The following is a 26,511-nucleotide window of genomic DNA, read 5'->3' as shown; positions in this document are numbered from 1 at the left end:
GCATTCGCCACGGATCAACCGCATCGCGGGATCACGTCCGGAGCTCTCTCCGGGACGTCTCCCACGCCACGCACGGCTTTTCGTCCATGCGTCGCGTCTCCCCTTTCTGCGATGTAGTTGGAGCTCCTTCATGCCATTCGCCATCTACGTTCTCGGGCTGGCCGTATTCGCCCAGGGAACGTCGGAATTCATGCTGTCCGGCCTCGTCGAGGACATGGCCGCCGACTTCGGCGTCTCCCTCCCGGCCGTCGGCTCACTCACCTCGGCCTTCGCCGTCGGAATGATCGTCGGCGCGCCGCTGGTCGCGATGCTGAGCCTGCGCTGGCCGCGCCGCAGGGCGCTGCTCGCGTTCCTCATCACGTTCCTCCTCGCGCATGTCGTCGGCGCCCTCACCCACAGCTTCGAAGTCCTCTTCGTCACGCGGGTGATCGCCGCACTCGCCAACGCGGGCTTCCTCGCCGTCGGCCTCGCGACCGCGGCGAGCATGGCCGGGCCCCAGGCCAAGGGCCGGGCGACGTCGATCCTGCTCAGCGGCGTCACCCTCGCCTGCATCGCCGGTGTCCCGCTCGGCGCCGTCCTCAGCGAGGTCTGGGGCTGGCGCTCGGCGTTCTGGGGGGTCGCGATCATCTCCGCCCCCGCGGTCTTCGCGGTGCTGTGGTCCGTTCCGGCGACGCCCGTCGACCCGGCGGCGCCCAGCGTCCGCCACGAGCTGCGGGCGCTCCGCACGCCCCGGCTCGGCGTGACGCTGCTGCTCGGGGCGCTGGTCAACGGAGCGACGTTCTGCTCGTTCACGTACCTCGCGCCGGTCATCACCAACGTGACGGAGCTGAGCTCCGGTTGGGTGCCCGCCACGCTCGCACTGTTCGGCATCGGGTCCTTCGTCGGGGTCAACGTGGGCGGCCGGCTCGCGGACACCCGTCCCGGCCAGGTCCTCGCCGTCGGTGGTGCGATCCTCCTCGCGGGCTGGCTGGTGTTCGCCGTCACGGCCGGGAACCCGGTCGTGGCGCTCGTCCTCGTCTTCGTCCAGGGCGCGCTCTCGTTCGGCGTGGGCTCCACGCTGATCGCGCAGGCCCTCTACACGGCTTCGGACGCCCCCACGCTGGCCGGCGGCTTCGCCACCGCCGCGCTGAACGTCGGCGCCGCCGCCGGGCCCGCCCTGGGTGGTCTCGCCCTGGGCGCCGACCTCGGATACCGCTCGCCGCTGGTGGTGAGCGCCGTGCTCGTCGCCACCGCGCTCGTCCTGGCGGGCGTGGCCCGGGCCGTCGGCATCACCGCCGGCAAGAGCGCCGCCGGCGCCACGGAGAACCCGCCCACCGGGCGCCCGGTGGAGGCCCGTTCCTGATCCTCGCTCCCGTCTTCCGGTGGCCCGTCCCTCTCGTGGGGGCGGGCCACCGGCCGTTCGCGCGGCAGGCACGTGCACCGGTCAGAGCAGGGACAGGAAATGCGTGACCATGTCCGCCGACTGCTCGGGGTTCAGCCGGGGGTCGCAGGTGGACCGGTAGTCCGTGAACCGCGGCGGCCGGTCCCGCTCCGACACGCATTCGGTGACCGGGTCCGGGGTCAGCTCCAGGTGGAGACCCGCGGGCCACTGGCCGTGCTCCCGCAGCGCCCGGACGAAGGAGGCGGTCTCGGCTCGCATCGGCTCGATCAGCCGGGTCTTGTGGCCGGCCAGCTTCAGCCCGTTGCCATGCATGGGGTCGCAGAGCCAGACGACCGGTGCGCCGTGGCGGGCGACCGCCCGGACGACCGGCGGCAGGAGCTCGTCCACCTCCTTCGCGCCGAAGCGCACGATGAACGTCAGCCGCCCCGGTACGCCCTCCGGGTTCAGCGAGCGGCTCAGGGCGACCGCGTCCTCCGGCGAGACCGTCGGCCCCAGTTTGACGCCGACGGGGTTGTGCACGGCCTGGGCGAGGGCGACGTGCGCGCCGTCCTCCCGGCGCGTGCGCTCGCCGATCCACCCGAAGTGGGCGGAGCCGCTGTACGTACCGTGGGCGCCCTTGCGCACCAGCGGCCGCTCGTAGGGCAGCAGGAGCAACTCGTGTGAGGTGTAGACCCGTTCCAGGACGGGCCGGCCCGACCAGGAGCGCCGGATCTCGTCGAGGACGATCTGTGAGCAGGTGTAGGCGGTGAGGAGCCTGCGGGGTTCCGGGGTCCTGGCGGCCGGTTCGAACTCGGGCTCGTTCACGGCGTCGCCGCAGTAACTGGGCATCTGCCGGCCCGAGCCCGTCTCCTCGGTCTCGAACGGCGAGGAGCGCGGCTTCCCGTACTGGCCGGCGATCCGGCCGAGGGCCACCGCGGGCAGTCCGCTGCCGGCCCGCATGATCGCGGCGAGCCCCTGGAGGTTGTCGACCTTCCGCCGGACCAGGTCGGGAACGGCCTCGTGGAAGCGCTCGGCGCAGTCGCCGCCCTGGACGAGGAGCGCCGAACCGCGGGCGACCAGAGCCATCCCGCTCATCAGGTCGACGACCTCGTCCTCGGGGGTGAGGACGGGCAGCCCGGCGAGCTCCCGCTCCACCGAGTCGACCGCCTCCGGGTCGGGCCAGTAGGGCTGTTGTGCCGCCGTCCGCCCGGTCAGGGCCGCGAGCGTCGTGGTCGCGTGCATCGTGTTCTCCTCCGCCCTCGTCGGAACACCGCCGGCGGGGCTGTGGTGGGGGTCGTACGGAGTGGTCCGGACGAGCGGTGTCACCGCAGCTCCTCGGCCGGCAGGCTCTCCCGGCTCATCACCAGGTCCTCGACCCGGCACATCTCGGTGATGATCGCGTCGTACAGGTTCACCAGGAACGTCTCGTCGAGGCCGTGGTCGGCGGCGTAGCGGGCGGCCCTCTCCTTGACCAGGCTGACCCGGCCGGGCTGCATCATCGGGACGCCGTGCCGGGACTTGTACCGCGCGATGCGGATACCGAGGTCGATGCGGCGTCGCACCGTGTCCAGGAGTGTCCCGTCGAGGGCGTCGAGCTCCGCGCGCAGCCGCTGCAGCTCGTTCTTCTCGGTCATCGGTCCTTCTCGCCTTCGTCGTCGGTGCGGTGGAGGGTGCGGAACAGCTCCTGGCAGTGGTCCTGGCCCGCCGCGAGCTCGGGGCCCATGAGCCGGCGGAGCTCCTCGAAGACGCCGTCGAGGCCCTCGGCGCGGTCGGGGGCGTCGGCGGGGTCGGGGTCGTCGCCGACCAGCGAGGCGAAGGAGCGCAGGGCCTCGGCGAGCGCCCGGCGCGCGGCCGCCGCCCGGGGGTTGGAGCGCTGGATGTCCCCGTACACCTCGGGGCTGCCGCCGAGGACGCGGGCGAGGAGGGCGAGCAGCACCTGATGGGGCGGTGGTGCCGTCGCCGCAAGCGCCCGGACGTCGACGCCGAGGCGGGCGAGGGCGAGCCCGAAGGAGAGGATCACCGCGTGCGTCAGGGCCTGGGTGGCCGCGGTCGTCCGGTCGTGCTCCTCCGCCGAGAGCCGTACGGGTCGTCCGCCGCCGCTCTCGACGAGCCGCAGCAGGGCCGCGACGCCGGGCCCGTCCCGCGTGACCACGGCGGCCACGGGCCGTCCCGCCATGCCGGCGGCCGGGGCGAACATCGGGTTGAGACCCACGTGCTGCACGTCGGGGGCGTGGGCCGCGAGCTCCGCGGCCATGCCCGTCCGGACGGACAGCGTGTCGGCGAGCAGCGCGCCCGGCCGCATGTGCCGGGTCACGGGCGCCACGGCCTTGAGGGCCACCTCCTCGTGGACGGCGAGCAGGACGAGGTCCGCCTCCGCGAGGGCGGCCGCGAGCCCGGGTCCCGGCGCGGTGATGTCGCCCACCAGGCAGGAGTCCCGCGGCTCCGGAGGCGGTACGAGGTCGACGACGAGCGTGCGGCTGCCCGCCGTCCGCAGCAGCCCGGCGAACATGCCGCCCACCGCGCCGCTCCCGCCGACGACGACGCTCCGGGCGAAGCCGCTCACCGGGCGCCCGCCACGGCGCTGCCGTCGAGGGCGGAGACCATGGCACGGGCCTTCACCACGGTCTCGGTGAACTCCTCCTCCTGGTCGGAGAGGGACACGATCGCCCCGCCGACGCCGAACTCCGCCCGGCCGTCGGCCAGCACGATGGTGCGGATGACGATGCTGAGGTCGGCGGCGCCGCTCAGGGCGAACCAGCCGAGCGCGCCGGAGTAGACGCCCCGGGGACCCTCCTCAAGACGGTCGATGATCTCCATGGTGCGCTTCTTGGGCGCACCGGTCATGGAGCCGCCGGGGAAGGCGGCGCGCACACAGGCGGCGGTGCTCGTGCCGGGCCGCAGCCGTCCCCGGATCGTCGACACCAGCTGGTGCACGGGCGCGTAGGTCTCCACCTCGAAGAGCCGGGGCACATGGACGGAGCCGATCGCGCAGACGCTGTTGAGGTCGTTACGGACCAGGTCGACGATCATCAGGTTCTCGGCCCGGTCCTTCTCCCGGCCGGCCAGGTCGGCGCGGAGCGCCTCGTCCTCCTCGGCCGTGCCGCCCCGGGGACGGGTGCCCTTGATGGGCTTGGACTCGACGCCGCCGTCCGCGCCGATGGTGAGGAACCGCTCGGGCGAGGCGCTGAGCACCGCGAGCTCGGGGAACTCGAGCAGGGCGCCGTAGGGGACGGGGCTGATGGCGCGCAGGGCGGAGTAGAGCGGCAGCGCGGTCGCCTCGGTCGGTGCCGTGACCATGTTGGTCAGGCAGATCTCGTACGACTCGCCGTTGCGGATCTCCTTGAGGCACTCGTCGATCCGCTTGAGGTACGCGTCCTTGTCGTGGCGCGCCCGGGCCCGGGGTCCGAAGCCCGCGGCCGCCTCGGGGACGCCGAAGACCATGGCGGGGGTCGGCTCCGCCGGGGCGCGGACGGCCAGACCGGTGAGCGTCTCGGCCGTCTCCCGCAGCCAGGCGCGGGCCCCGTCGTCCTGGTCGCGCCGGTCGAGGGCCAGCAGGTAGCAGCAGCCCTCCTGGTGGTCGAGGGCGATGACGCGGTCGGCGAAGAGGAGCGCGGCGTCGGGGTGCGGGGACCGGTGCGCGGGTTCGCCGGTGGTCTCCGCCTTCAGTTCGTAGCCGAGGTAGCCGACGTACCCGAGGTTGAACTCGAAGGGCAACCCGGGGGCGACGGGTATCCGCCGGCGGTCGAGCTGCTCCTCCAGGTACGTGAAGAAGGGGCGCCGCGTCCGGGTCGTGGTGCCGTCGGAGCCGCGGACGGAGACGACGCCGTCGGCGACCCGGTAGGTGAGGTACTCGGCGAGCGGGCCGCGGTCGTCGCCGAGGAACGAGAAGCGCGAGGCGCCTTCGAGGACGGAGCTGCTGTCCAGCCAGAACGTGGCGCCCTCGCCGGACAGGCAGCCGCGGCGCACCTCCTCGGCGTCCGGCAGCACGTCGACGCGGCGCACGCGGAGCTCGTACGGGGAGTCCGCCGCGTTCCGCCGGGCCCGGTGGTGGGCGAGGGCGAGGTCGCGGAAGTTGGCCATGATCTCCCGGCCGAAGTCGCTGCCGATCGACTCCGGGTGGAACTGGACGCCCCACAGGGGCTTCTCGCGGTGCCGCAGGCCCATGACGACGCCGTCGTCGCTCCAGGCGAGGGGCTCCAGTTCGTCGGGGAGGTCGGTGGCGGCCAGGGAGTGGTAGCGCACGGCGGTGAACGGCGAGGGGAGGCCCCGGAAGACGTCCTCGCCGGTGTGCCGCACCTCGGAGACCCGGCCGTGCATCGGTTCCGGGGCGAGACCGACGGTTCCGCCGAAGAGCTGGGCGATGCCCTGGTGGCCGAGGCAGACGCCGAGGACGGGCAGACCGCTGTCGGTGATCGCCTGCCGGCTGATCCCGAAGTCCCGCTCCCGGTCCGGGCTGCCGGGGCCCGGTGACACGACGATCGCGTCGAAGTCCTCGACGGGCAGCCGCGACCAGTCGGCGTCGTTGGGCACGACGACGGGGGGCCGGCCGGTCGCCTCGCCGATGTACTGGAACAGGTTGTGGGTGAACGAGTCGTAGTTGTCGATCAGAAGCGTGCGCATGGTGGGGCACCTTGTCTCGAAGGGCTCGCCGAAGGGCGCGGGGCCGCAGGGGACGGGCCGGAGGGGCCGGGAGCCGGGGGCCGGGGGCCGGGGGCCGGGGGCGGACCGCCGCCGCCCCCGGGCCGCGGGCGGCGCGTCGCTCAGAGGCGCAGCGTCCGCCGGAGGTGCAGCCGTTCGGCGGTCCCGCCCTTGTCCTGGACGTGCCGCACGAGCAGGTCGCTGTCGACGATGGCGGGGTGGCTCTCGTCGTAGTCGACGGCCATCACGACACCCATCCAGGGTTCGAGGCCCATGGCGTAGACGTAGACCTCGTCGGGCTCCAGGGCGTCGACGATCTCCCTCGCCTGCGGGAAGTTGGAGCCGTTGAGCCGCCGGCTCTGGTCGGTCCTGCGGTCCAGCGGCTCGCCGTAGAGCGGACCGTAGATCCAGCTGGCCGCCGCGCCGATGCTCTCCATGCCGATGAAGACGGTGTCGACCCTGCCGATCACCTCGGCCACCTTCGTGTACATCGTGGGCGAGATGTTGGTGGAGTCGGCGGCGAACAGGACGGAGCGCTCCCCGAACCTGAGCAGCCAGCCGGTCTTGCTGCGGATCCGCAGATCGCCGTGCTCCCCGAGGAAGGGCAGCGCGACGACCTCGGCGGAGCCGCAGGACAGCGTCTCCAGGTCGTCGACCTCGACGACGTCGGTGAAGCCCAGCCGGCGCAGGATGCCGCCGAGTCCGGGGTCGACCAGGCTGGCGTTGGTGGACCTGGGGACGAGGACCCTGCCGACCCGGTGCCGGATCCGCAGCAGGGTCTCGAACAGCATGTGGTCCTGGTGGTTGTGGGTGATGAGCAGGTGGTCGATGCGCTCCGGCAGGTCGGCGAAGGTGAACCGGTTCTCCGCGCCTCCGGGGTAGCCCGCGTAGCTCAGCACCGGGTCCACCAGGAAGGTGGTGCCCTGGTGGCGGGCGAACACGCAGGCGTGACCGACGTATTCGAGGACGTCCTCGTCGGTGGCGGGAGCGGCGGGGGTCGGGGTGGGCTCGAAGTACGAGGTGAACCGGGCGGCCCGCTCGCCCTCCAGTCCGAACCGGGCCGCCAGGTCGTCGAGTTCGGCCCCGGTCAGACCGCCGCGGAAGACCGTGTCGAGCAGCGGGGAGCTCAGGGGGACGTCGACGAGCAGCTGTTCCGGGCCGTACTCCAGCATCGGCGTGGTGAGCGCGAACTCGCGCGCGTCCTCCGTGACGGGGCGGAACCGGACCTGCTGCCAGGACTCGTCGTAGTACTCGGAGGCGTACATCAGGGGTTCGACGAAGCGGTAGTCGGCCGTGCGGTTGTCCCTGCCGTAGAAGACCTCCACCCGTCCGGCCAGGGCCGGCGGCAGCTCCTGGTAGACGGGATCGAGGCATTCGCCGTGGTGGCGGGGCAGGATGTCCTCCTCAAGGCGCCGGATGGCCTCGAAGAGTTCGTCGAGCCGGTCCCGCCGGGGAGCCGTCTCCCGGTACCAGGTCTCGATGGCGTCCCGGTGCTCGTGGGCGTGGATCCAGGGACCGCCGTGCATCCGGCGCTGCCGGACGGCGGCCGCGTGGACCTGCGGGTCGTCGAGGTAGCTCTCGACGATGCGGTTGAAGCGGTTGTGGACGAAGCGGGCGAGGGTCTGCGGCGGCAGCAGGTACGACCAGCCGTACCAGCCGGCGATGACCGGCTCGACCGCGATGTCCTGGCGTAACGAGTAGCGCATGGGCGGCAACGGCTCCGTTCCTGTCAGCGCGGTGACGGCGCGTGGGCGGCGCCGTTCTGTGCCTCGGCGGTGGACCCGGGCTTCGCCGTCCCGTCGCCCGTCGGGGCGTCCGGCGGTGTGCCGAGCAGCCGTCCGAGGATGTCGTGGTCGACCTCGCGGTGGGCGGAGGGCCAGCCCGGGCCGCTCAGTGCCGCCTGCATGGCGGCAAGCAGCGGCGCGGGGACCTCGCCGCCGTCCCGTACCCGCGCGAACCACTCGGCGGGCGCGAGGACGTCCGACTGGGTGAGCCCGGTGTGGGGCAGCAGCTCGTCGAGGCCGTACGTACGGTGGACGACGACCGCGGAGCGGGAGCCCGGGGTCCGGGACGCGCCGCCGTCCGCGCCCGGGGTCGCGACCAGGTCGCCGAGGAGGGTCTCGGCCAGGGTGGCGACGTCGCAGACCGGCACGTGACCGCTGAGCCGGGGCATCGCGCCGACCCGGCGCGCGGTCTCGAGCAGGGCGGTGAACCAGTCGTCCTTGAGGTGGTGGCGGTCCTCGGGCCGGTGCCCGTAGACCAGACCTGGGCGATAGTGGGAGACGGCGCAGCCCAGCACGCCGAGGGTGTCGACGTACTCCTCGCTGATCAACTTGGAGCGCGAGTACGGGTCGCCCACGGCCGTCAGGGTCGCGGCGGACAGGGGCAGGAAGCCGGCTCCGGCCGAGGCGGCCGAGAGGAAGGCGAAGGAGCGGGCGCCCAGGGCGGCGGCGGCGCGGACGACCAGGGCCGTGTTGCGTACGCTGCCGCTCAGGTGGCTTTCGAGCGGCAGCAGGTGGTTGACCTGGTAGCCGCAGTGCACGACCGCGTCGAGGACCGGGCCACGCCGCAGGTCGACCCACCGTTCCAGTTCCGCGTAGGAGATCGCCCGCACCCGGGCGTAGTCGGCGGTCCGCCGGCCGAACCGGGTCGCGTGGCCGGTCAGGAGCCCGTCGGGGTCGCCGGTGCTGACGACGAGGACGGGGCGGCCGGCGGAGAGCAGCCGATCGAGGACGTGTCCTCCGATGAAGCCGGACGCGCCGGTGAGCAGCACCTCCCGGTCGCCCTCCCCCGCCCCGGGCGCCGGCTCGTGCCGGGTGTCACGGCGGAGCACCGGCAGCTCGGCGCGCAGGGCGTCGCGCTCGGTCTCCACCCGGCGCAGCAGCGTCTCGACGGCGGACTCCGCCGGGGCGACGGTCTCTCCGCGCAGATGGCGCAGGAAGGCGGCCGGGGCGAAGTCGTAGTCCATCGCGGCGAACGCGGCCTCGACGGCCTCCTCGCCGTACGCGTCGGAGAGTTTGACCTGGATCTGGATCATGGCGAGGGAGCTGCCGCCGGCGTCGAAGATGGAGGTCTCGGGGCCGATCTCCTGGCCCAGGACGGCGGTCACGACGTCGAGCACCCGCCGCAGCTCCGCCGCCTCCTCGTCGGCCGCCGCGCCGTGCGGGGCGGCGGCCGGGGCCGCGAGCCGCTCGCGTAGGGCGCCGCGGTCCACCTTCCCGCCGGAGGTCAGCGGGAGCGCGTCGACCAGGACCACCCGGTCGGGCGCCTCCCAGACGGGCACCAGGTCCCTGATCCGGGCCATCAGCGACTCCTCGGTGACGTCGCCGTCCGCGCCCGTGACCAGCAGGATCGTGGCGTCCTGGCGTACGAGCGCCACCTCGCGCCCCAGGTGGTGGGAGAGCGTGGAGCCGACGTGGGCGAGGTTCACCCGGTGTCCGAGGCGTTTGATCTGCTCGTCGACCCGTCCGACGTAGGTGAGCCGGCCGTCGTCGGAGAGGGTCACGACGTCCCCGGTGGCGTACGCCGGGGAGCCGTCGACCGTGCCGAACACCTCGTTCTCGGCGGCGCTTCCGCCGGCGTAGCCGAGTGCCACGCCGTCGCCGACGATGACGAGTTCGCCGGTGCCGGCCGGGGCGTGGTCACCGGTGTCGGGGTCGCGGACGAAGGCCCGGAAGCCGTCGACGGGGCTGCCGATGGTCGTCGAGAACTCCGTCAGCTCGGCGAGGGAGAAGCAGACGGTGGCCTCGGTCGGGCCGTACGCGTTGAACACCCTGCTGTGCCGGGCGGCCTTGTCGTACTCGCTCTCGCCCAGGGCCTCGCCGCAGAACTCCACCTTCCGGATGCGGCTGCGCGCCGCCTCGTCGAGCCGCGCGTAGACGGACGGCGACAGCATGGCGAGGTCGCAGCCGTGGGCGGCGAGGTGCCGCGAGACGGACCCCAGCCAGGAGGCCTGGTCGCGCACGGGGACGACGAGGGTCGCGCCGGCGTACAGGGTGCCGAGGATCTCGCTGACGGAGGCGTCGAACGAGAGCGACGCGAAGTGCAGGACCTCGTCGTCGGGGGTGATGTCGAGCAGTCGCCGCAGGGAGCGGCACAGGTTGAGCAGGCCGCCGTGGCCGACGTCGACGAGCTTGGGGTCACCGGTCGAGCCCGAGGTGAAGATGGAGTAGGCCACGCGGGAACGGGCCGACTGCCCGGCCGCGTCCTCAGTCGGGTCCGGGTCCGTCGGCCAGCCCACGTCACCCGCGTACAGGGCCCGGATGCCGGCCTTCTCGCCACGCACCAGGGCCTCGCGCTCGAAGCAGACCAGGAGCGCGGCGTCCGCGACCCGGACGAACTCCTCGAACCGGTCGGCGGGCAGGCCGGGGTTCATCGGGGTGTGCACGGCGTGGCTGCGCATCGCCGCGAGGGCCCAGACCACGGCTTCCGCCGTGTGCTCCCCGGCGACCAGGACACGGCGGCCCGCGGGGCACTCGCGGTCGATCCGGCCGGCGAGGGCGCTGGTGACCCGGTCGAGCTCCTCGTAGGTCCAGGTCCGTCCGGCGGTCCGCAGCGCGGTCCGTCCGCGGTGGCGCCGGAAGAGGTCGGTCAACAGGTCAGGGAGTTCCACCACTTGCTCCAATTCGCTGCTTGAGTCCGTCGAGGACGTCGGCCGCGGCCCCGGGTGAGAGGAATCCGCGTTTGTACTGCATCCGCAACAGCGGCGGGCCCGGCCAGGAACGGTCGGCGAGGAACTTGAGGTCCTCGAACACCCGGGCGCTGCGCACCGGGACCCAGCGCCAGCGGTCCGGCTCCGGGCGCATGAACGTCGTGTCGGAGACCACGACCCGGGGCATCCGGCCGCTGGTGAAGGCCCGCGCGAAGGCGTCGAGGTCGGACATCGTGAACCGGCCCAGGGACTCCTGGGCCTGCCGGGTCTTCGCGAAGTACTCGGGGGTGTAGTCGGACGGCAGCCCGGCCCGTACGACGAGCGGTTTGATCTCGACGTAGTAGCCGCCCTTCGTCGCGAACTCCCAGCGGGAGAAGGGGTACTGCAGGACCAGGCCGCCGCCGAGGGCGGGGAGCAGGACACCGGTGACGGCGCTGAGCAGCTCGTCGAAGGTGACGCCCTCGCGGAGCGGTAGCCAGTCCTCCACGGACGCGGAGATCGTCGGGATCCCCTTGCGGCCCGGTACGGGCAGCTCGCCGAGGGCGCGGGTGACCTCCGCGGGGTCGGCCGCCGGCAGGGCCGTGTACTGCGCGACGGTCCGGGCGTGGTGGCGGTAGCGGGAGCCGATCCGGCCCGGCGGGGTCTCGCCGCGCAGATGGGCCCTGATCTGCCGGAGCAGGTCGACCACGTCGGCCAGGTCGACGATCAGATGGCTGAACTTGACGAGGACGAGGTACTCGCCGTCCGCGTGCCGCCAGTACGCGAGGCGCACGGCCTCGTCGAGCCGCAGCGGATGGCTGTTGTGGTAGTCGGTGACCAGGTCCGCCAGCTCGGCGGGGCCGCCCTCGACCGGGCCGGGCCGCGGGTCGAGGGTGACGACCACGTCCTCCTCCGCCACCTCGACCAGATCGGCCAGGGCCCGGGTGAGGCCGAGCCGGCCGACGAACTCCCGCCACGCGCCCGGGTCCTCGACCCGGTCGGGCTCGGCACTGCCCACGAAGGCCGTGCACGGGTTGACGTCGCAGTCCATGCCGAGGTCGGCGAGGAAGCTGTGGATGTCGCGCACGGCGACCGCGGAGGGGCGCAGGCCGGTGCGGCCGGCCGGCCCGGGGGCGCCGGCCGTCACCGGGTCACCGTCGTGCCCCAGCCGAACTCGGCCTGGTCGAGGACGTCCATCTCCGTCAGGAGGGTGTGGATGCCCGAGTGGTCCTGCACGAGGTGGGTGCCGCCCTGGGCCTCGCGCACCTCGGCGGCGGCCTTCTCCCAGCCGGGGACGCCCTCGAAGGCGACGATCGACTCCCAGGTCGTGAAGTCGGGGGCGACGAAGGCCTCCAGACCCGCCACGACCTTCTCCAGGAGGAACCGGCGGCGGTCGGCCGGGAGCGCCTCGTACACCTGCTTCATCATCTCGCCGGAGATCGAGGCGTGGCAGTACTCGTCACGGTTGTGCAGCTTCACCGTGGTGGAGTTGACGACCTGGATCTGCTGGTCGTCGGCGAGGAGGTCGAGATAGGCGTTGATGGAGATCTCGGCGACCGTCGCGAAGCCCAGGGTGGTGAGGCTCCGCTGCCACGGCTCCTCGCAGCGGTCCAGATGTGCCTGGTGGATCGTGGTGATGTGCGAGTCCGGCAGCACGCGGTCGGAGAAGTCGCTCCGGCGCATCCGCCGGGTCACCGCGCTGCCGTTGATGTGCATGAGCGTGTGGTACTGCTCGTCCACCATGGCCTGCGCGACGGCGAGCTCCAGCTGCTGGCCGCCGAGGCCGGGGTACGCGCCGCCGATGACCAGTTCGAAGGCCGGGTTGGCGATCCGCTGTTCGATCAGCACCGTGTTGCGGTTGTAGGCGACCCAGCCCCAGCTCAGCAGGCGGGAGCGGGTCTCGTCGGAGAGGCGCTCCCAGATCGGGTGGCCCCGGAACGGGATCATGTCCTCCCGGAAGTCCGGGCGTTCGGGATCGAACAGGGCGTAGACGTCCGGCTCCTCGCGCTTCACGGCGGCGCGCCGGTGCCAGTTCCCGACGAGCCGGTTGATGACCGCGTTCTCGGCGGGGTCGTCCGGGTCGAATGCCGGCAGTCCGCCGATCCGGACGTGTCCGTCGTCCTGCCCGTCGTCGATCCCGGCCGCGTCGGATTTCTCGTCCGTGTGGTCACGCATGGCCCACCCCTTCCTTCTCTTCCCTTTGTGGGCTCGGCCCTTTGCGGGCTCGGCCCTTCCCGGGTCCGGCGTTTTCGAAGTCTGTGGATATCGGTGGCGGCCCGCAAGGGTGTGCAGATCACCACCCCGTTCAACTGAAGGAACTGGACAGTTGAACAGGGCGGTGGAGGGCGCGGACTGAACGACCTTGCGTGGGCCGGTGGCGTATGACATAAAAATCCAGGCGTCGGCCCGGAGCACGACTCGGCCGGCGACACGATCTGTTCTGTCTTTCGTGCTGGACGGAGGCCTGAAGGTGACGGAGCGAATCCAGGGTGTCGTCGTGGCGGCACTCGAAGAAATAAATCTGACGCGTGAGGAGAAGATTCCGACCGACCAGGTTCTCGACCTGTGCCTCTACGGTGATGCCGGGGTGTTCGAGTCCATGTACCTGGTGGCCTTCCTCTCGCTGGTCGAGGAGAACATCGAGGACGAGTTCGGCACCGAGGTCTCGCTCACGTCCGAGAAGGCGGTGTCCCGCCGGGTGAGTCCGTTCAGCAGCGTCCGCAGGCTGATCGGCTTCATCGAGGAGGAGCTGGAACTCGTCGGCGTACGCGGTTAGCGCAGGTCGCCGCCCTCATGATCCTCATGATCACCGGCACCCGGACCGGCATCGGCAAGGCCCTCGCGGAGCATTTCCTGGAGGCCGGGCACGATGTCGTCGGGTGCAGCAGAAGGCCCCCGACCATCGACCACCCGCGCTACCGGCACCACGAGGCGGATCTCGCGGACCTCGGTCAGACGAAGCGGATGTTCCGGAGCGTCCGGCAGGAGTACGGAAGGCTCGACGCCCTGGTGAACAATGCCGGCACCTCGTCGATGAACCATTTCATGACGACCCCCGACGAGACCTCCCGGAAGATATTCGACATCAATTTCTTCGCCGTGCTGAACTGCTGCCGGGAAGCGGTCAAGCTGCTGCGGAAATCAACGGAGCAGAGTTCCGCGATCCTGAACGTCTCCACGGTCGCGGTGCCCTGGGCTATCGAGGGACAGCTCGCCTATTCGGCCAGCAAGAGCGCGGTCGAACAACTCGTGCGCGTCATGAGCAAGGAGCTGTCCGCGTTCGGTATCAGGGTGAACGGAATCGGGCTGCCGCCCGTTCACACCGTATTGACGAGGACCGTTCCCCGGCCCAAGATCGACACCCTGATCGCGCGCCAGGCGATATCCCGTCAGTGCACGACGGCCGACATCGTCGGACCGGTGGAGTTCCTGATAGGCCGGCAGTCGGAGTTCATCACGGGCGAGACGCTCTTTCTTGGGGGTGTGCACTGACATGCGCGACGAACTGTTACGAAGGTTCGAGGACTTCGGCACCCGGACGGCGCTCTTCGACCGCGGGACCGCCGTCACCTACGCGGAGCTCCTGAAGCGGATCCGCGACACCCGGGAGAGGCTGGCGCTCCACGGCGTGAAGCCGCGGGAGACCGTGGTCGTCCACGGCGACTACTCGCTGGACTCGGTGGCGACCCTGTTCGCCCTCTTCCTCGACAGGAACGTCGTGGTGCCGGTGGTGACGCTCACCGACACGACGCTCGACACCCTCGTCGAGCACTGCCGGCCGGGCCATCTGGTCAGGACCACCGAGGCCGGTGCGGAGATCGAGGACCTCGCCGGCGCCCATGACCGCGACGGAGCGGCCGGCCTCGCCGGCACCCCGGACCCCGACGGCGGGCCCGACCCGGTGCACGGCCGGCTCGGCGACCCGGGCGCCGCCGGACTCGTGCTGCTCAGCAGCGGCAGCACCGGCGCGCCGAAGGTCATCCTCCACAGTCTCGACGTCCTCGTCGGCGAGAAGCTCGGCAAGCGGCCGCGCCGCCGGGAGAACGCCCTCAACATCCTCATGGTCCTGATGTTCGATCACATCGGGGGCATCAACTCGCTGCTCAGCACCCTCCTGGTCGGGGGCACCGCGGTCCTCCCCCGCCATCGCACCCCGGACGAGATCTGCGCGCTGATCGAGCGCCACCGGATCCTCGTCCTCCCCACCAGCCCGACCTACCTCAACCTGATCATGGTCGGCGACTACCACCGCGTCCACGACCTCAGCAGCCTGCGTCTGATCACGTACGGCACCGAGCCGATGTCCGAGGAACTTCTCCTGCGGGTCCGCCGGACCTTCCCGGGGGTGCGGCTGCTGCAGACCTTCGGGACGAGCGAGACCGGTATCGCCACCACCACCAGCGAATCGTCGACCAGCACGTACTTCAAGATCTCCGACGACGGTGTCGAGTACCGCATCGTCGACGGCGAACTCCAGCTCAGGAGCCGGACCCAGTTCCTCGGCTATCTGAACTACGACGACGACTCGCTGACCGAGGACCGCTGGTTCCGGACCGGTGACCTGGTCGAGGAGGCGGCCGACGGCTACCTCCGGATCAAGGGCCGGGCCAAGGAGGTCATCAACGTCGGCGGCGAGAAACTCCTCCCGCTCGAACTCGAGTCGGTCCTCATGGGCAGTCCCCTCGTGGAGGACTGCGTCGTGTACGGCAGGCCGAACGCGATCACCGGCCAGTCCGTGTGCGTGGACATCAAGCCCACGGGCGAGCTCACCCGCGCGGCCCTCCGCAAGCACGTGACGGAGTTCCTGGCCGGCCGGGTCGAGCCGTTCAAGGTCCCTTCGAAGATCAACGTGGTCGACACGATCGCGATGTCGGACCGCATGAAGAAGCTGCGGTCCCGGCCGGGCGCCGACGAGGAATGAACGGCCTCCTCCCGCCTGTACCCCGTTCCAAGCTCTCTCCTCGCCGCACCGGCGCGGAGTTCCGTCAGCCTGTCCCCGTCCCAAGGAGTACGTGATGGCACGATCGAAGGTGGCGATCATCGGCGGAGGGCCGGCCGGTAGTGTCGCGGGCCTCACCCTGCACAAGCTGGGCCACGACGTCACGATCTACGAGCGGTCCGCGTTCCCCCGGTACCGCGTCGGCGAGTCCCTGCTGCCCGGCACGATGTCGATCCTCAACCGCCTCGGTCTGCAGGAGAAGATCGACGCGCAGAACTACGTCAAGAAGCCCTCGGCGACCTTCCTCTGGGGCCAGGACCAGGCCCCCTGGACCTTCTCCTTCGCGGCCCCCAAGGTCTCCCCCTGGGTCTTCGACCACGCCGTCCAGGTGAAGCGCGAGGAGTTCGACAAGCTCCTCCTCGACGAGGCCCGGAGCCGCGGGATAGCCGTCCACGAGGAGACCCCCGTCACCGACGTGGACCTGTCCGACCCGGACCGCGTGGTCCTGACGATCCGTCAGGGCGGCGAGAGCGTCACCGTCGAGAGCGACTTCGTCATCGACGCGGGCGGCTCGGGCGGCCCCCTCTCCCGCAAGCTCGGCGTGCGCCAGTACGACGAGTTCTACCGGAACTTCGCGGTCTGGTCGTACTTCAAGCTGAAGGACCCCTTCGAGGGGGACCTGAAGGGCACCACGTACTCGATCACCTTCGAGGACGGCTGGGTGTGGATGATCCCGCTCAAGGACGACCTGTACAGCGTCGGTCTCGTCGTCGACCGCTCGAAGTCCGCCGAGGTCCGCGAGCAGGGCGCCGACGCCTTCTACTCGTCCACCCTCGCGAAGTGCGCCAAGGCCGTGGCCATCCTCGACGGCGCCGAGCAGGTCGACGAGGTCCGGATCGTGCAGGACTGGTCCTACGACACCGAGGTGTTCTCCGCCGACCGCTTCTTCCTCTGCGGTGACGCCGCCTGCTTCACGGACCCGCTCTTCTCCCAGGGCGTGCACCTGGCCTCACAGTCGGCGGTCTCCGCCGCCGCGGCCATCGACCGCATCACCCACCACGGGGACGAGAAGGACGAGGTGCACGCCTGGTACAACCGCACCTACCGCGAGGCCTACGAGCAGTACCACCAGTTCCTCGCCTCCTTCTACACCTTCGCCTCCTTCACCGAGCCCGACTCCGAGTTCTGGCGGAAGCGGCGCATCACCGAGTCCGACGACGACCGGCTGACCCGGAAGAAGTGGTTCGAGGGCCTGGTGGGCAACGGCCCCGACGACCCCGCCGGGACCGTGACGAACTTCCGCGACCGGGCGTCCACGATGATCTCCATCGGCCGCCACCAGCGCCCGGAGCTCAGCGACGACTTCAGCGAGGCCGAGCTGAACCCGGCCCGGGTCCGCTGGATCAGCGACCTCACCAAGCGGCTGAACAGCATCACCCGCTTCCGGTGGGCCGGCGGCAAGGCCGTGCTCAAGCAGCACTACCGCGTCGAGCCGATCGGCTTCCGGCTGGAGCAGCGCGAGGTCCTGGCCAACGGGGACGGGCTCGACATGGCCCAGTACCCGATGGACGACGAGGCCAGGCAGATCTTCCAGGACCTCGCCGAGGAGGAGTTCGGCTACAAGACGCTGGTCAAGCGCCTCGGCGCGGTCGGCAGGCAGGAGCTGAGCACCCAGATCGTCGTCCGGCTGATGGAGGCGGGCCTCCTCACCGGCTACGACGCGCAGGGCGAGAAGGTCCACGTCCAGGGCCGGCTGCACTTCGGCGGCGTCGGCGTCGAGTACGAGGTCTGACCGCCGCCGGACGACCACCCGCCGGGCAGCACCGTCCCGTTCACGGGAGCGGACGGACGGCGCTGCCCGGCGGGCCCGGAGCCCGGGGGGCCGCTCGCCCCTGCCCGGCGGGCCCGGGAGCACTCGCCCCCACACACCCACCCCCCACACCCCCTCACGCTCACACTCACCCTCGCGCCCGAAGGAGGCGGTCCGATGCGACACACGAGATTGCGCGACCTGGAGGTCTCCCGGATCGGCCTGGGGACCATGGGCATGTCCTTCGGCTACGCGGGCTCCGGCTCGGACGACGCCGGCTCCGTCCGCGCCCTGCACCGCGCCCTCGACCTCGGCGTCACCTTCCTCGACACCGCCGAGATCTACGGGCCCTACACAAACGAGCGGCTCGTCGGCCGGGCGCTCGGCGCCCGCCGCGACCAAGTGGTGCTCGCCACGAAGTTCGGCCTCGTCTCGCACGCGGGCGGCGGCCCCGGGCAGCTCGACAGCAGCCCCGCGAACGTCCGTACCGCCGTGGAGGGTTCGCTGCGGCGGCTCGGGACCGACCACATCGACCTCTGCTACCAGCACCGCGTCGACCCCGGCACCCCCATCGAGGACACCGTCGGCGCCCTCGCCGAGCTGGTCACCGAGGGCAAGATCCGCCACATCGGCCTCTCCGAGGCGGGACCGGCCACGATCCGCCGCGCGCACGCCGTCCACCCGGTCACCGCGGTCCAGTCCGAGTACTCCCTGTGGACCCGCGACCCGGAGGAGGCCGTCCTGCCGGTCCTGCGCGAACTGGGCATCGGCTTCGTGGCGTACTCGCCGCTCGGCCACGGCTTCCTCACCGGCACGGTCCGCGCGGCCGGCCGCTTCGACGCCTCGGACCTCCGGGCGGACAACCCCCGCTTCACCGCGGAGAACCTCCCCCGGAACCTGCGCATCGCCGACGAGATCGCGGCCGTCGCCGCCGAGGCCGGGGCCACTCCGGCGCAGGTCGCCCTCGCCTGGCTGCTCGCCCGGGGGGACGACGTCGTGCCGATTCCCGGCAGCCGGCGGGCCGCCCGCGTCGAGGAGAACACGACGGCCGCCGAGGTCCGGCTGACCCCGGCGCAACTCACCCGCCTCGACGCCCTGCCACCCGCCGCCGGCGAGCACCACACGGAGGAGCAGATGGCGATGATGGACCGCGTGTAGCGCGCCCGCCCCCGCCGCGGCGGTACGGGCCGCGCACGCCTCTTGGCCCCGGGCGCGGCCTGCCCGACACTGAACCATGACGCAGCGCGTGGACCTCGCGACCGTGATGGACCGAATCGCCGTCGACGACCTGATCACCGGGTACGCGACGGCCGTGGACGACGCCGACTGGACCGCCTACCTGGCGCTGTTCACCCCGGACGGCCGGGCCGACTACCGGGGCTCGGGCGGGATCGAGGGCCCGGCCGCCGAGGTGGCCGACTGGCTCGCCGAGACGATGACGCTCTTCCCCGTACGCCAGCACCTGATCGTGAACCGGCGGGTCCTCTTCCGGGAACCGCACGGGTACCAGGAACCGGGTGACGCGGCCGACGTGCGCGCCGACTACGTCAACCCGATGCGGTTCGCCTCCGGCGAGGACTTCGTCTGCGGGGGCCGCTACGCGTTCGCGGCCCTGCGGACCGCCGAAGGCTGGCGGCTGCGCTCGGTGGTCGTCGACGAACGGTGGCGCCGGCACCGGTGAGACGGCGGGCCGGGCCCCGAGACCCCTCGCCGAGCCGCGCCGGCCCCTCTCACGCCCGACACTGAAGGCAAGGGCGGGAGGCACACCATGCGGATTCCGTTCGGAAGCCAGAACAGGGGCCGACCCGAGTCTCTGGGCCAGAGCCGGGACCAGGGCCAGGGCCAAGGCCCGGGACAGGGCCAGGCCCCGGACCAGGACCAAGGCCCGGGCCCCGCGCGGCCGCGCCACGACCGGCCGTCCCCGCCGGCCATCGCGCCAAGCCGGACCGCAGCGCACGGACCCGGCCCCCACCCTCCGAGTCCGACGCGGTGGCGCCGGGGCGGCCGGGCCCTGATCGCCGTCTGCTGCGGCGCACTGCCCGCGCTCGCCTTCCCCGCTCCCGGCCTGTGGTGGTGGGCGTACCTGGCGCTCGTCCCGTGGCTGCTCCTGATCCGTACGGCTCCGGGGACCCGCCGTGCCGCCCTGGACGGCTGGCTCGGCGGCATCGGTTTCGTACTCGCCGTCCATCACTGGCTGCTGCCCAGCCTGCACGTGTTCCTTCTCCCGCTCGCCGCGCTGCTCGGCCTGCTGTGGCTGCCGTGGGGCTGGCTCGTACGGTCCCTGCTCGGCGGCGCGCCGTCACCGTCGCGGGCCGCCGCGGCCCTGCTCGCGGTGCCCTCCGGCTGGCTGCTCATCGAACTGGTCCGTTCCTGGGAGGGGCTCGGCGGCCCGTGGGGGCTGCTCGGGGCCAGCCAGTGGGAGGTTCCTGCGGCGCTGCGGCTCGCGTCGGTCGGCGGGGTCTGGCTGGTGAGCCTGCTCGTCGTGGCGGTGAACACGGCGGTGGTCCTGCTCCTGGCGGCGCCGGGGCTGCGTACCGTCGGCGTCGCGGGGATGGCCGCCTGCGCGCTCGTGGCGGGCACGGCGGCCTGGGGCGTCGGTGCGCCGGCCGAGAGCGGGACGGTGCGCGTGGCCCTCGTACAGCCCGGGGTGTTCGGGGGTCCCGAGGGGCCCGAGCTGCGGTTCGCCCGGGCCGAGGAGCTGACCCGGGCGCTCGCGGGGCAGCGTCTCGACCTGGTGGTCTGGGGCGAGAGCGGCGTGGGCGTCGACCCGGCCGGCCGTCCCGAACTCGCCGCCCGGCTCACCGCCCTGGCGCGCGCGGTCGACGCGCCGCTCCTGGTGAACGTGGACGCGCGCCGGGCGGACGGCCCCGGCATCTTCAAGAGCGCCGTCCTGGTCGGTCCGGCGGGGCTCACGGGTGAGCGCTACGACAAGATGCGGCTCGTGCCGTTCGGTGAGTACATCCCGGCGCGCGAGGTCCTGGGCTGGGTGACCTCGTTCGGCAGGGCGGCCCAGGAGGACCGGCGGCGGGGTACGGAGCCGGTCGTCATGACGCTCCCCGGTTCCGGCGGGGGCCAGGGCCTGCGGGTCGGGCCGCTGATCTGCTTCGAGTCCGCCTTTCCCGACATGAGCCGGCGTCTCGTCAGGGACGGCTCCGATCTTGTGGTCGTCCAGTCGGCGACCAGCACCTTCCAGGAGAGCTGGGCGCCCGCCCAGCACGCGTCCCTCGCGGCGCTGAGGGCGGCGGAGACGGGCCGGCCCGTCGTCCACGCGACGCTCACCGGCGTCAGTGCCGTCTACGGACCCGACGGGCGCCGGATCGGGCCCGTCCTCGGCACGGACGCGAGCGCCGTCGCCGTCCGTGAGCTGCCGCGCTCGGCGGAGGCGACGCTCTATGCCCGGTGGGGCGACTGGCCGTTGTACGGGGCGCTCGTCGTGGTGGGCGCCGTGTGCGCCGCGGAGGGCGCGGGTGCGTTCAGGAGGCCTGGGCCAGAGCCTCGCGGACCACGCGCTCGCACAGTTCGTGGGTCAGCAGGGCGTCGCGGGCGCTGAGCGGCCGCCCGTCGCGTACGGCGTCGAGGAAGGCGAGTACGGCCTGCTCGATCCCGCGCTGGCGGGCCACCGGAACCCAGTCCCCGCGCCGGCGCAGGGTCGGCTGGCCCTTGTGGTCGACGACGTCGGAGAGGTTGAGGACCTGGCGCTTGGTGTCCTGGCCGGAGACCTCCAGGATCTCCTCGGTGGAGCCGCTCATCCGGTTCATGATCCCGAGAGCGGTGAAGCCGTCCCCGGAGAGCTGGAGCACGACGTGGTGCATGAGCCCGTCGCGGACCCGGGCCCGCACGTCCACGTGGTCGACCTCGCCGGGAAGCAGGAACCGCAGGGTGTCGACGACGTGGATGAAGTCGTCGAGGACGAGGGTGCGGGGGTCCTCGGGCAGGCCCACGCGGTTCTTCTGCAGGACGATCAGGTCCCGCGGGTGTTCGACGCACTGGGCGTAGGAGGGGGCGAGGCGCCGGTTGAAGCCCACGGCGAGGCTGACTGCGCGCTTCTCGGCGAGTTCCACGAGGCGCTCGGAGTCGGCGTACTCGTACGCGAGGGGCTTGTCGACGTACGTGGGGACGCCCGCTTCGAGGAGGCGGCCGACGATCTCGGCGTGGACGGAGGTCGGCGCGTGGACGAAGGCCGCGTCGAGTCCGGCGGAGAGCAGCGAGTCGAGGTCGCGGTGGCGCTGGGCGGCCGGCAGGTGGTGGGCGTCGGCGACGCGGTCCAGGGTCGTGGCGGTGCGGGTCTGGAGGTGGAGTTCGACTCCGGGGAGGGTGGCGAGGACGGGGAGGTACGCCTTCTGCGCGATGTCGCCGAGTCCGATGCAGCCAACCTTCACGGGGTCTCCCTTGTCGTGTCCGGCGGCCCGTCCGCGCGGGCCGTTCGCGCTGGTCAGCTTACGCGGGACGGACTTACGCGGTACGGGCCTATGCGGGGCGGACGTACGCGGTACGGCCTGTGCGGGACGGACGGACGCGGGGACGGGCTCATGCAAGGCGGCCTACGCGGGGACGGTCCCACGCGAGGCGGGTCTACGCGAGGCGGGCCTACGCGGGACGGGCCTACGCGGGACGGGCCTACGCGGGACGGGCCGGAGCCACCGGGGGGTGCCAGTCGGCGATGCCGTCGAAGCCGCGCAGCACGAGGCCGGGGCCGAAGCGGGAGACCGCGCCGACCAGCGTGGAGCGCAGGGCGACGGCGGGCCGGGCGGAGAGCAGGGTGACAGCGCCGGTGCGGGCGGCCTTGCGGACGATGGCGGTGGTACGCGGCAGCCGGTCGGCGGTGTACGCGGCGAGGGCGCTGCCGGGCACGAACTCCGGCGCCGAGCGGGCGTGGTGGGCGAGGACGACGGCGTCCTCGATCGCCTGGTTCCCGCCCTGGCCGAGGCTCGGCATCATCGCGTGCGCGGCGTCCCCGAGGACGGCGACCCGGCCCCGGTGGAAGGCCGGCAGCGGAACGGGCAGGTGGTACACGTCGTGGCGCAGGACCTCGCCGGGCTCGACGGCGGCGAGGATCTCGGGGACGGGGTGGTGCCAGTCGCCGAAGAGCCGCAGGAGTTCCGCCTTCTCGTCGTCGGGCGCGCGGCCTCCGGCGGGGGCCGCGGCCATGGCGTACGCGTAGATCCGGCCGTCCTTGAGGGGCTGGGTGCCCCACAGGCGTCCCGCGCCCCAGGTCTCGTGCGGGGCGAAGGGCCGCTCGGGGGCGGGGACGACGACCCGCCAGGTGGTGCAGCCCGCGTACCGGGGGCCGGGGTGTCCGGGGAAGAGCGCGTGCCGGATCGCGGAGCGGATGCCGTCGGCGGCGACGACGAGTTCGGCCTCGACATCGCCCTGCGGGGTGGTGAGGCGGGCGGGGGCGCGGTCGTCGCCGGGGTCGGCGAGTGAGGCGGGCGCTCCGGTGCGGACGGTTCCTTCGGGAAGAGCCGAGAGGAGGATCTCGACGAGGGTGGCCCGGTGGAGGAGGACGAGCGGCCCGCCGAAGCGCGCGGCGGCGGCCTTGGCGTTCGTCCGGGCGAGCCAGCGGCCGCCGGGGGTGCGCATGCCGCCGTCGCCCTGCCAGGCGGCGAGGGCGCGGACGCGGTCGCCGAGGCCGATGACGTCGAGCGCGCGCTGGGAGTTGGGGGCGAGGCCGATGCCGGCGCCGACGGGGGCGATGTCAGGGGCGCGTTCCAGGACGGTGACCTGCCAGCCGTTCCGGTGGAGGCCGACCGCGGCGGTGAGTCCGCCGATTCCGGCTCCGACGACGACGGCGCGGGGCTGTTCCATGGGTACTCCTCGGATCTGAAAACTACAGGTGTAGTGCATCCGGCATCCCGACCGTACTACAGGTGTAGTCGGCTCGGTAGTAGGTTGTCCCCATGACCGCATCCACGGAACCGACGGCGCCCGCAGCCTCCTCCGTCCCTTCCGCCACCTCCGGCTCCTCCACGGCCGGTGCCCGCGACGCCTCCGGCCCGGACACCCCCGGCCCGGAGACCCCCGCCTCCCGCGCCGAGCGGATCGGCGACGCCGCCCTCGACCTCCTGGTCGAGCGCGGCATGCGGGGTCTCACGCATCGCGCCGTGGACGAACGGGCGGGGCTGCCCCAGGGATCGACGTCCAACCACGCGCGCACCCGCCAAGCCCTCCTGGAGGCGGCCGTACGACGCCAGGTGGAGCTGGAGGCCCGGGTCCTCACCCCCGACGAGATGCCGCGCGGTACCGGCGGCGACGGCACCATGCCCGCCGGCGCCGGCGGTGACGCCACCGTGGACACCACCGCACTCGCGGACGCCCTCGCTCTCGCCCTGCACCGCTATCTCACCGACCACCGCGCCCTGCTCGTCTCCCGTTACGAGCTGGCCCTCGAAGCCACCCGCCGCCCCGAGCTCCGCGCCTTCTTCGACAGCGCGGGCTCCGTGTTCCACCGTCCACTGATCGCGATGATGACGGCGGCCGGATCGAAGGAGCCCGAGCGGCACGCGCTCTCCCTCATCGCCTGGAGCGAGGGGCTGATGTTCTCCTGCGCCGCCGGCTCCTTCCACACGGCCGTGCCCGGCCGCGCGGAACTGCGCACCGGTATCGACGAGTTGCTGAGAGGCATGCTCGGGAGCCGCACCCTCACCGCCTGACGGGAACCGGAAAGCGGTGGCACGAACCGTGGTCCTGGGGGACGATGCCGCGCATGACCACCGAACGCACCGAAACCGTCCCCCGCGTCGACCCGTCCACCACCTCGGGCGAGCGCGAGGCGCTGGAGCAGTGGCTCGACTTCCACCGCGCGACCCTCGCGAGGAAGTGCGAGGGGCTCGACGACGCCCAGCTGCGCACCCTCTCCGCCGCGCCCTCGGACCTCAACCTGCTCGGTCTCGTCCGCCACATGGCCGAGGTCGAACGCGGCTGGTTCCGCCGCACCCTGGCCGGCGAGGAGACCCGGGCGATCTACTCGACGGACGAGGACTACGACCGGGACATCCACGCCACCGAGGAGGACACGTACGAGGAGGCGTACGCCACCTGGCAGGCCGAGATCGCCCACGCGCGCAGCGTCGCGGCGGGCCGGGGCCTCGACGAGCTGGCCACGGGCAAGCACAGGAGCGGGAAGAGCTACAACCTCCGCTGGATCTACCTCCACATGATCGAGGAGTACGCCCGCCACAACGGCCACGCGGATCTCCTCCGGGAGCGCATCGACGGCGCGACCGGCGACTGAGCGGGTCAAGGCAGGCCCCGTGGCGGCTCACCCGTGCGGGGCATTCCCCGCCGGTAGGGGCGCGAAGATCACCGCGGGACCAGCAGAGTGGCGCGGTGCATGGAACCCGAACCACAGCGAAGATCCTGGTCGGAGCGGCCGTCGCCGCCCTCGCGGGCTGCGTCTCGGTGGACGCCCCGCCGACGGCACCCGCCCCCGCCCCCGCCGCGGAGACCGTACGCCCTGGCCAGGACGTGGCGCCGCAGATCGTCGAGGGCCCGGCCCGCGAGGCCCTCGAAGCGGCTCTGCCCGCTCCCCCGCCGACCGCCACGCCCCGTGTGACGCCCACGTCGGAGGTACGCCGGCAGGCGGCGGCACCGCCCCGCCCCGAGGCGCGGCACCCCAAGGCCGTACCGCGACAGCGTGAGCGTCCACGCCCGGCGCCCCGGCCGACGCTCCCCGAACTGCCGGAGCTGAGGGGGCTGCCGACGAAGGCACCGGTGTCCCGGGCGGAGGTCTGCGAGCTGGGCGAGCGGTACGGCGGCTGGGCCCCCGGCAGCGATCCGTCCAGGATCTGCCACGGCACGTACGGCCACTGAGCGGCCCACGGGCGGCCCCGCCTGGTGCGGACCGCCGCCGGGCGCGCCCCGGTCCCGTCCGCCGCCTCACTCCGCGCGGAGTCGTAGCTCCAGGCGCTCGATGGCGGCCCGTACCCCGTTCCCGTAGCCGTCGTCGTCCAGGTGGTCCGAGGCCGCGCGGGCCCGGTCCAGGTGGACCCGGGCGGCGTCGAACCGCTGGAGTTTGACGTAGTCGGCGGCGAGGTTGAGGTGGAGCGAGGGGTACAGCGCCCGGAGCGCGACGGCCGAGTCGTGCGCGGCGAGCCGCTCCTCCGCGAGTCCCTCGGCCGCGCTCAGGGCCCGGAGGTCCCAGGCCAGCTCGGTGTCGGGGTCGTCCTGGGCATCGGCCATGTAGTGCGCGAGGGTGCAGCGGTGCAGCGGGTCGCCGTCGGGGCCGATCTGCTGCCAGAGGAGCCCGAAGCGGTTGCGGGCCTCCTCCCGGTCGCCACCGTGGAGCAGCATCATGGTCTGCCCGATCCTGGTCATGACCCCGTCGTCCGACACCTGCTGCTGCTCGGTCACCGCGACCTCCACCCGCTCACCCACTGGGAGGGTCGACGCTAGCCGCACCCGGGCCCGATCGGGCCGAGGCTCAGCCGAGGTCCGGGATGCGCCAGTCGATCGGCTCGTGTCCCTGGGCCGCGACGGCCGCGTCGATCTGCGTGAAGGGCTGCGAGCCGAAGAACTTCTTCGCCGAGAGCGGCGAGGGGTGGGCGCCCTTCACCACCACGTGCCGCTCCTCGTCGATGAGGGGCAGCTTCTTCTGGGCGTAGTTGCCCCAGAGGACGAAGACGGCGGGGTCGGGGCGCGAGGCGACGGCGGTGATCACCGCGTCCGTGAACTTCTCCCAGCCCTTGCCCTTGTGCGAGTTCGCCTCGCCGGAGCGGACCGTCAGTACGGCGTTGAGCAGGAGGACGCCCTGCTCGGCCCACGGCATCAGATAGCCGTTGTCCGGGATCGGGTGGCCGAGCTCGGCCTGCATCTCCTTGTAGATGTTCCGCAGGGAGGGCGGGGTCTTCACCCCGGGGCGGACCGAGAAGCAGAGGCCGTGTCCCTGCCCCTCGCCGTGGTAGGGGTCCTGACCGAGGATCAGCACCTTCACCTTGTCGTACGGCGTGGCGTCGAGCGCGGCGAAGACCTCGTCCTTCGGCGGGAAGACCGGCCCCCGGGCGCGCTCCTGCTCGACGAACTCGGTGAGCTGCGCGAAGTACGGCTTGCGCAGCTCCTCGCCGAGGACGTCCCGCCAGGACTCGGGCAGCATGCTGGTGTCGGTCACGGTCAACAACCTCCGGTGGACGTTCCTGTCT

General features: G+C 72.5%; 23 protein-coding genes. 11 read left to right on the top strand and 12 right to left on the bottom strand.

Translation table 11 applies throughout. The features are described 5' to 3' along the window. Nucleotides 1-130 precede the first annotated feature (130 nt). Entirely contained in the window at nucleotides 131-1,342 is a 1,212-nt protein-coding gene (locus tag ACZ4VK_RS06175; protein ID WP_468349029.1) for a Cmx/CmrA family chloramphenicol efflux MFS transporter, read from the top strand. Nucleotides 1,343-1,423: 81 nt separating this feature from the next. Here ACZ4VK_RS06175 and ACZ4VK_RS06170 read toward each other — a convergent pair whose 3' ends face one another. The 8 genes from ACZ4VK_RS06170 to ACZ4VK_RS06135 form a co-directional block, all read right to left on the bottom strand. After that, a complete protein-coding gene (locus tag ACZ4VK_RS06170; protein ID WP_468349027.1) occupies nucleotides 1,424-2,686 on the bottom strand; it encodes a 3-deoxy-7-phosphoheptulonate synthase in 1,263 nt (420 codons plus the stop codon). Continuing rightward, entirely contained in the window at nucleotides 2,683-2,994 is a 312-nt protein-coding gene (gene cmlD / locus ACZ4VK_RS06165) for a 4-amino-4-deoxychorismate mutase CmlD (RefSeq protein ID WP_468349025.1), read from the bottom strand. Before cmlD ends, ACZ4VK_RS06170 begins: the two co-directional genes overlap by 4 nt. Beyond that, a complete protein-coding gene (gene cmlC / locus ACZ4VK_RS06160; protein WP_468349023.1) occupies nucleotides 2,991-3,923 on the bottom strand; it encodes a 4-amino-4-deoxyprephenate dehydrogenase CmlC in 933 nt (310 codons plus the stop codon). Before cmlC ends, cmlD begins: the two co-directional genes overlap by 4 nt. After that, nucleotides 3,920-5,980: an aminodeoxychorismate synthase component I gene (gene pabB / locus ACZ4VK_RS06155; RefSeq protein WP_468349021.1), complete on the bottom strand. Its 2,061-nt coding sequence runs from the start codon at nucleotides 5,978-5,980 to the stop codon at nucleotides 3,920-3,922. Before pabB ends, cmlC begins: the two co-directional genes overlap by 4 nt. Before the next feature lie 140 nt (nucleotides 5,981-6,120). Beyond that, complete coding sequence (locus ACZ4VK_RS06150) at nucleotides 6,121-7,704, bottom strand: MBL fold metallo-hydrolase (RefSeq protein WP_468349019.1); 1,584 nt, start codon at nucleotides 7,702-7,704, stop codon at nucleotides 6,121-6,123. A 23-nt stretch (nucleotides 7,705-7,727) separates the two neighbouring features. Further along, a complete protein-coding gene (locus ACZ4VK_RS06145) occupies nucleotides 7,728-10,610 on the bottom strand; it encodes an AMP-binding protein (protein ID WP_468349017.1) in 2,883 nt (960 codons plus the stop codon). Then, a complete protein-coding gene (locus ACZ4VK_RS06140; protein WP_468349015.1) occupies nucleotides 10,597-11,775 on the bottom strand; it encodes a hypothetical protein in 1,179 nt (392 codons plus the stop codon). The genes ACZ4VK_RS06145 and ACZ4VK_RS06140 overlap by 14 nt, the downstream gene beginning before the upstream one ends. After that, a complete protein-coding gene (locus ACZ4VK_RS06135; protein ID WP_468349013.1) occupies nucleotides 11,772-12,803 on the bottom strand; it encodes an AurF N-oxygenase family protein in 1,032 nt (343 codons plus the stop codon). Before ACZ4VK_RS06135 ends, ACZ4VK_RS06140 begins: the two co-directional genes overlap by 4 nt. A 295-nt stretch (nucleotides 12,804-13,098) precedes the next feature. Between ACZ4VK_RS06135 and ACZ4VK_RS06130 the strand changes: the two genes are divergently transcribed. The 7 genes from ACZ4VK_RS06130 (at nucleotide 13,099) to lnt (ending at nucleotide 20,927) form a co-directional block, all read left to right on the top strand. Then, on the top strand, nucleotides 13,099-13,404 hold the full coding sequence (locus ACZ4VK_RS06130) for a hypothetical protein (RefSeq protein ID WP_468349011.1): 306 nt from the start codon (nucleotides 13,099-13,101) through the stop codon (nucleotides 13,402-13,404). A 26-nt stretch (nucleotides 13,405-13,430) separates the two neighbouring features. Beyond that, the gene (locus tag ACZ4VK_RS06125) at nucleotides 13,431-14,120 is read left to right on the top strand and encodes an SDR family NAD(P)-dependent oxidoreductase (protein WP_468349009.1); all 690 of its coding nucleotides are present in this window, start codon (nucleotides 13,431-13,433) and stop codon (nucleotides 14,118-14,120) included. Between the two features lies 1 nt (nucleotide 14,121). Continuing rightward, nucleotides 14,122-15,549: a class I adenylate-forming enzyme family protein gene (locus ACZ4VK_RS06120; protein ID WP_468349007.1), complete on the top strand. Its 1,428-nt coding sequence runs from the start codon at nucleotides 14,122-14,124 to the stop codon at nucleotides 15,547-15,549. 94 nt (nucleotides 15,550-15,643) lie between these two features. Further along, nucleotides 15,644-17,359, top strand: coding sequence for a chloramphenicol-biosynthetic FADH2-dependent halogenase CmlS (gene cmlS / locus ACZ4VK_RS06115; RefSeq protein WP_468349005.1), 1,716 nt, complete (start codon nucleotides 15,644-15,646; stop codon nucleotides 17,357-17,359). Nucleotides 17,360-17,554: 195 nt separating this feature from the next. Continuing rightward, nucleotides 17,555-18,535 (top strand): aldo/keto reductase, encoded by a 981-nt coding sequence (locus ACZ4VK_RS06110; RefSeq protein ID WP_468349003.1) that lies wholly within the window; start codon nucleotides 17,555-17,557, stop codon nucleotides 18,533-18,535. Nucleotides 18,536-18,611: 76 nt separating this feature from the next. Continuing rightward, nucleotides 18,612-19,058 carry a nuclear transport factor 2 family protein gene (locus tag ACZ4VK_RS06105; RefSeq protein ID WP_468349001.1) on the top strand — a complete coding sequence of 149 codons (447 nt, stop codon included), beginning with the start codon at nucleotides 18,612-18,614 and terminating at the stop codon, nucleotides 19,056-19,058. 87 nt (nucleotides 19,059-19,145) lie between these two features. Then, nucleotides 19,146-20,927 (top strand): apolipoprotein N-acyltransferase, encoded by a 1,782-nt coding sequence (gene lnt, locus ACZ4VK_RS06100; protein WP_468349000.1) that lies wholly within the window; start codon nucleotides 19,146-19,148, stop codon nucleotides 20,925-20,927. Here lnt and ACZ4VK_RS06095 read toward each other — a convergent pair. After that, entirely contained in the window at nucleotides 20,851-21,756 is a 906-nt protein-coding gene (locus ACZ4VK_RS06095; RefSeq protein ID WP_468348998.1) for a Gfo/Idh/MocA family protein, read from the bottom strand. The genes lnt and ACZ4VK_RS06095 overlap by 77 nt on opposite strands. Nucleotides 21,757-21,994: 238 nt before the next feature. After that, complete coding sequence (locus tag ACZ4VK_RS06090) at nucleotides 21,995-23,182, bottom strand: FAD-dependent monooxygenase (protein ID WP_468348996.1); 1,188 nt, start codon at nucleotides 23,180-23,182, stop codon at nucleotides 21,995-21,997. 92 nt (nucleotides 23,183-23,274) lie between these two features. On the opposite strand from ACZ4VK_RS06090, the gene ACZ4VK_RS06085 reads away from it, so the two are divergent. The 3 genes from ACZ4VK_RS06085 (at nucleotide 23,275) to ACZ4VK_RS06075 (ending at nucleotide 25,186) form a co-directional block, all read left to right on the top strand. After that, nucleotides 23,275-24,027 carry a TetR/AcrR family transcriptional regulator gene (locus ACZ4VK_RS06085; RefSeq protein ID WP_468348994.1) on the top strand — a complete coding sequence of 251 codons (753 nt, stop codon included), beginning with the start codon at nucleotides 23,275-23,277 and terminating at the stop codon, nucleotides 24,025-24,027. A gap of 53 nt (nucleotides 24,028-24,080) precedes the next feature. After that, entirely contained in the window at nucleotides 24,081-24,608 is a 528-nt protein-coding gene (locus ACZ4VK_RS06080) for a DinB family protein (RefSeq protein WP_468348992.1), read from the top strand. Nucleotides 24,609-24,703: 95 nt separating this feature from the next. After that, a complete protein-coding gene (locus ACZ4VK_RS06075) occupies nucleotides 24,704-25,186 on the top strand; it encodes a hypothetical protein (RefSeq protein ID WP_468348990.1) in 483 nt (160 codons plus the stop codon). 66 nt (nucleotides 25,187-25,252) lie between these two features. Here the strand turns inward: ACZ4VK_RS06075 and ACZ4VK_RS06070 are convergent, their stop codons facing one another. After that, nucleotides 25,253-25,726, bottom strand: coding sequence for a hypothetical protein (locus tag ACZ4VK_RS06070; RefSeq protein WP_468348988.1), 474 nt, complete (start codon nucleotides 25,724-25,726; stop codon nucleotides 25,253-25,255). Nucleotides 25,727-25,796: 70 nt separating this feature from the next. Next, nucleotides 25,797-26,480, bottom strand: a complete 684-nt coding sequence (gene ung, locus ACZ4VK_RS06065) for a uracil-DNA glycosylase (protein WP_250766037.1) — start codon at nucleotides 26,478-26,480, stop codon at nucleotides 25,797-25,799. Between the last annotated feature and the right edge of the window lie 31 nt (nucleotides 26,481-26,511).

The sequence above is a fragment of the Streptomyces sp. NPDC028711 genome (assembly GCF_055565415.1).
Note: the sequence above shows the minus strand (reverse complement) of the source record. Positions and strands in the feature narration are given on the sequence as shown.

Excerpts from the sequence above, each read along its gene's own strand:
- ACZ4VK_RS06110 (WP_468349003.1), top strand. The coding sequence starts at position 17,555 with ATGCGACACACGAGATTGCGCGACCTGGAGGTCTCCCGGATCGGCCTG.
- ACZ4VK_RS06120 (WP_468349007.1), top strand. The coding sequence starts at position 14,122 with ATGCGCGACGAACTGTTACGAAGGTTCGAGGACTTCGGCACCCGGACG.
- pabB (WP_468349021.1), bottom strand. The coding sequence starts at position 5,980 with ATGCGCACGCTTCTGATCGACAACTACGACTCGTTCACCCACAACCTG.
- ACZ4VK_RS06085 (WP_468348994.1), top strand. The coding sequence starts at position 23,275 with ATGACCGCATCCACGGAACCGACGGCGCCCGCAGCCTCCTCCGTCCCT.
- ACZ4VK_RS06090 (WP_468348996.1), bottom strand. The coding sequence starts at position 23,182 with ATGGAACAGCCCCGCGCCGTCGTCGTCGGAGCCGGAATCGGCGGACTC.
- ACZ4VK_RS06135 (WP_468349013.1), bottom strand. The coding sequence starts at position 12,803 with ATGCGTGACCACACGGACGAGAAATCCGACGCGGCCGGGATCGACGAC.
- ACZ4VK_RS06125 (WP_468349009.1), top strand. The coding sequence starts at position 13,431 with ATGATCACCGGCACCCGGACCGGCATCGGCAAGGCCCTCGCGGAGCAT.
- ACZ4VK_RS06080 (WP_468348992.1), top strand. The coding sequence starts at position 24,081 with ATGACCACCGAACGCACCGAAACCGTCCCCCGCGTCGACCCGTCCACC.
- ACZ4VK_RS06150 (WP_468349019.1), bottom strand. The coding sequence starts at position 7,704 with ATGCGCTACTCGTTACGCCAGGACATCGCGGTCGAGCCGGTCATCGCC.
- ACZ4VK_RS06175 (WP_468349029.1), top strand. The coding sequence starts at position 131 with ATGCCATTCGCCATCTACGTTCTCGGGCTGGCCGTATTCGCCCAGGGA.
- cmlS (WP_468349005.1), top strand. The coding sequence starts at position 15,644 with ATGGCACGATCGAAGGTGGCGATCATCGGCGGAGGGCCGGCCGGTAGT.
- lnt (WP_468349000.1), top strand. The coding sequence starts at position 19,146 with ATGCGGATTCCGTTCGGAAGCCAGAACAGGGGCCGACCCGAGTCTCTG.
- ACZ4VK_RS06105 (WP_468349001.1), top strand. The coding sequence starts at position 18,612 with ATGACGCAGCGCGTGGACCTCGCGACCGTGATGGACCGAATCGCCGTC.
- cmlD (WP_468349025.1), bottom strand. The coding sequence starts at position 2,994 with ATGACCGAGAAGAACGAGCTGCAGCGGCTGCGCGCGGAGCTCGACGCC.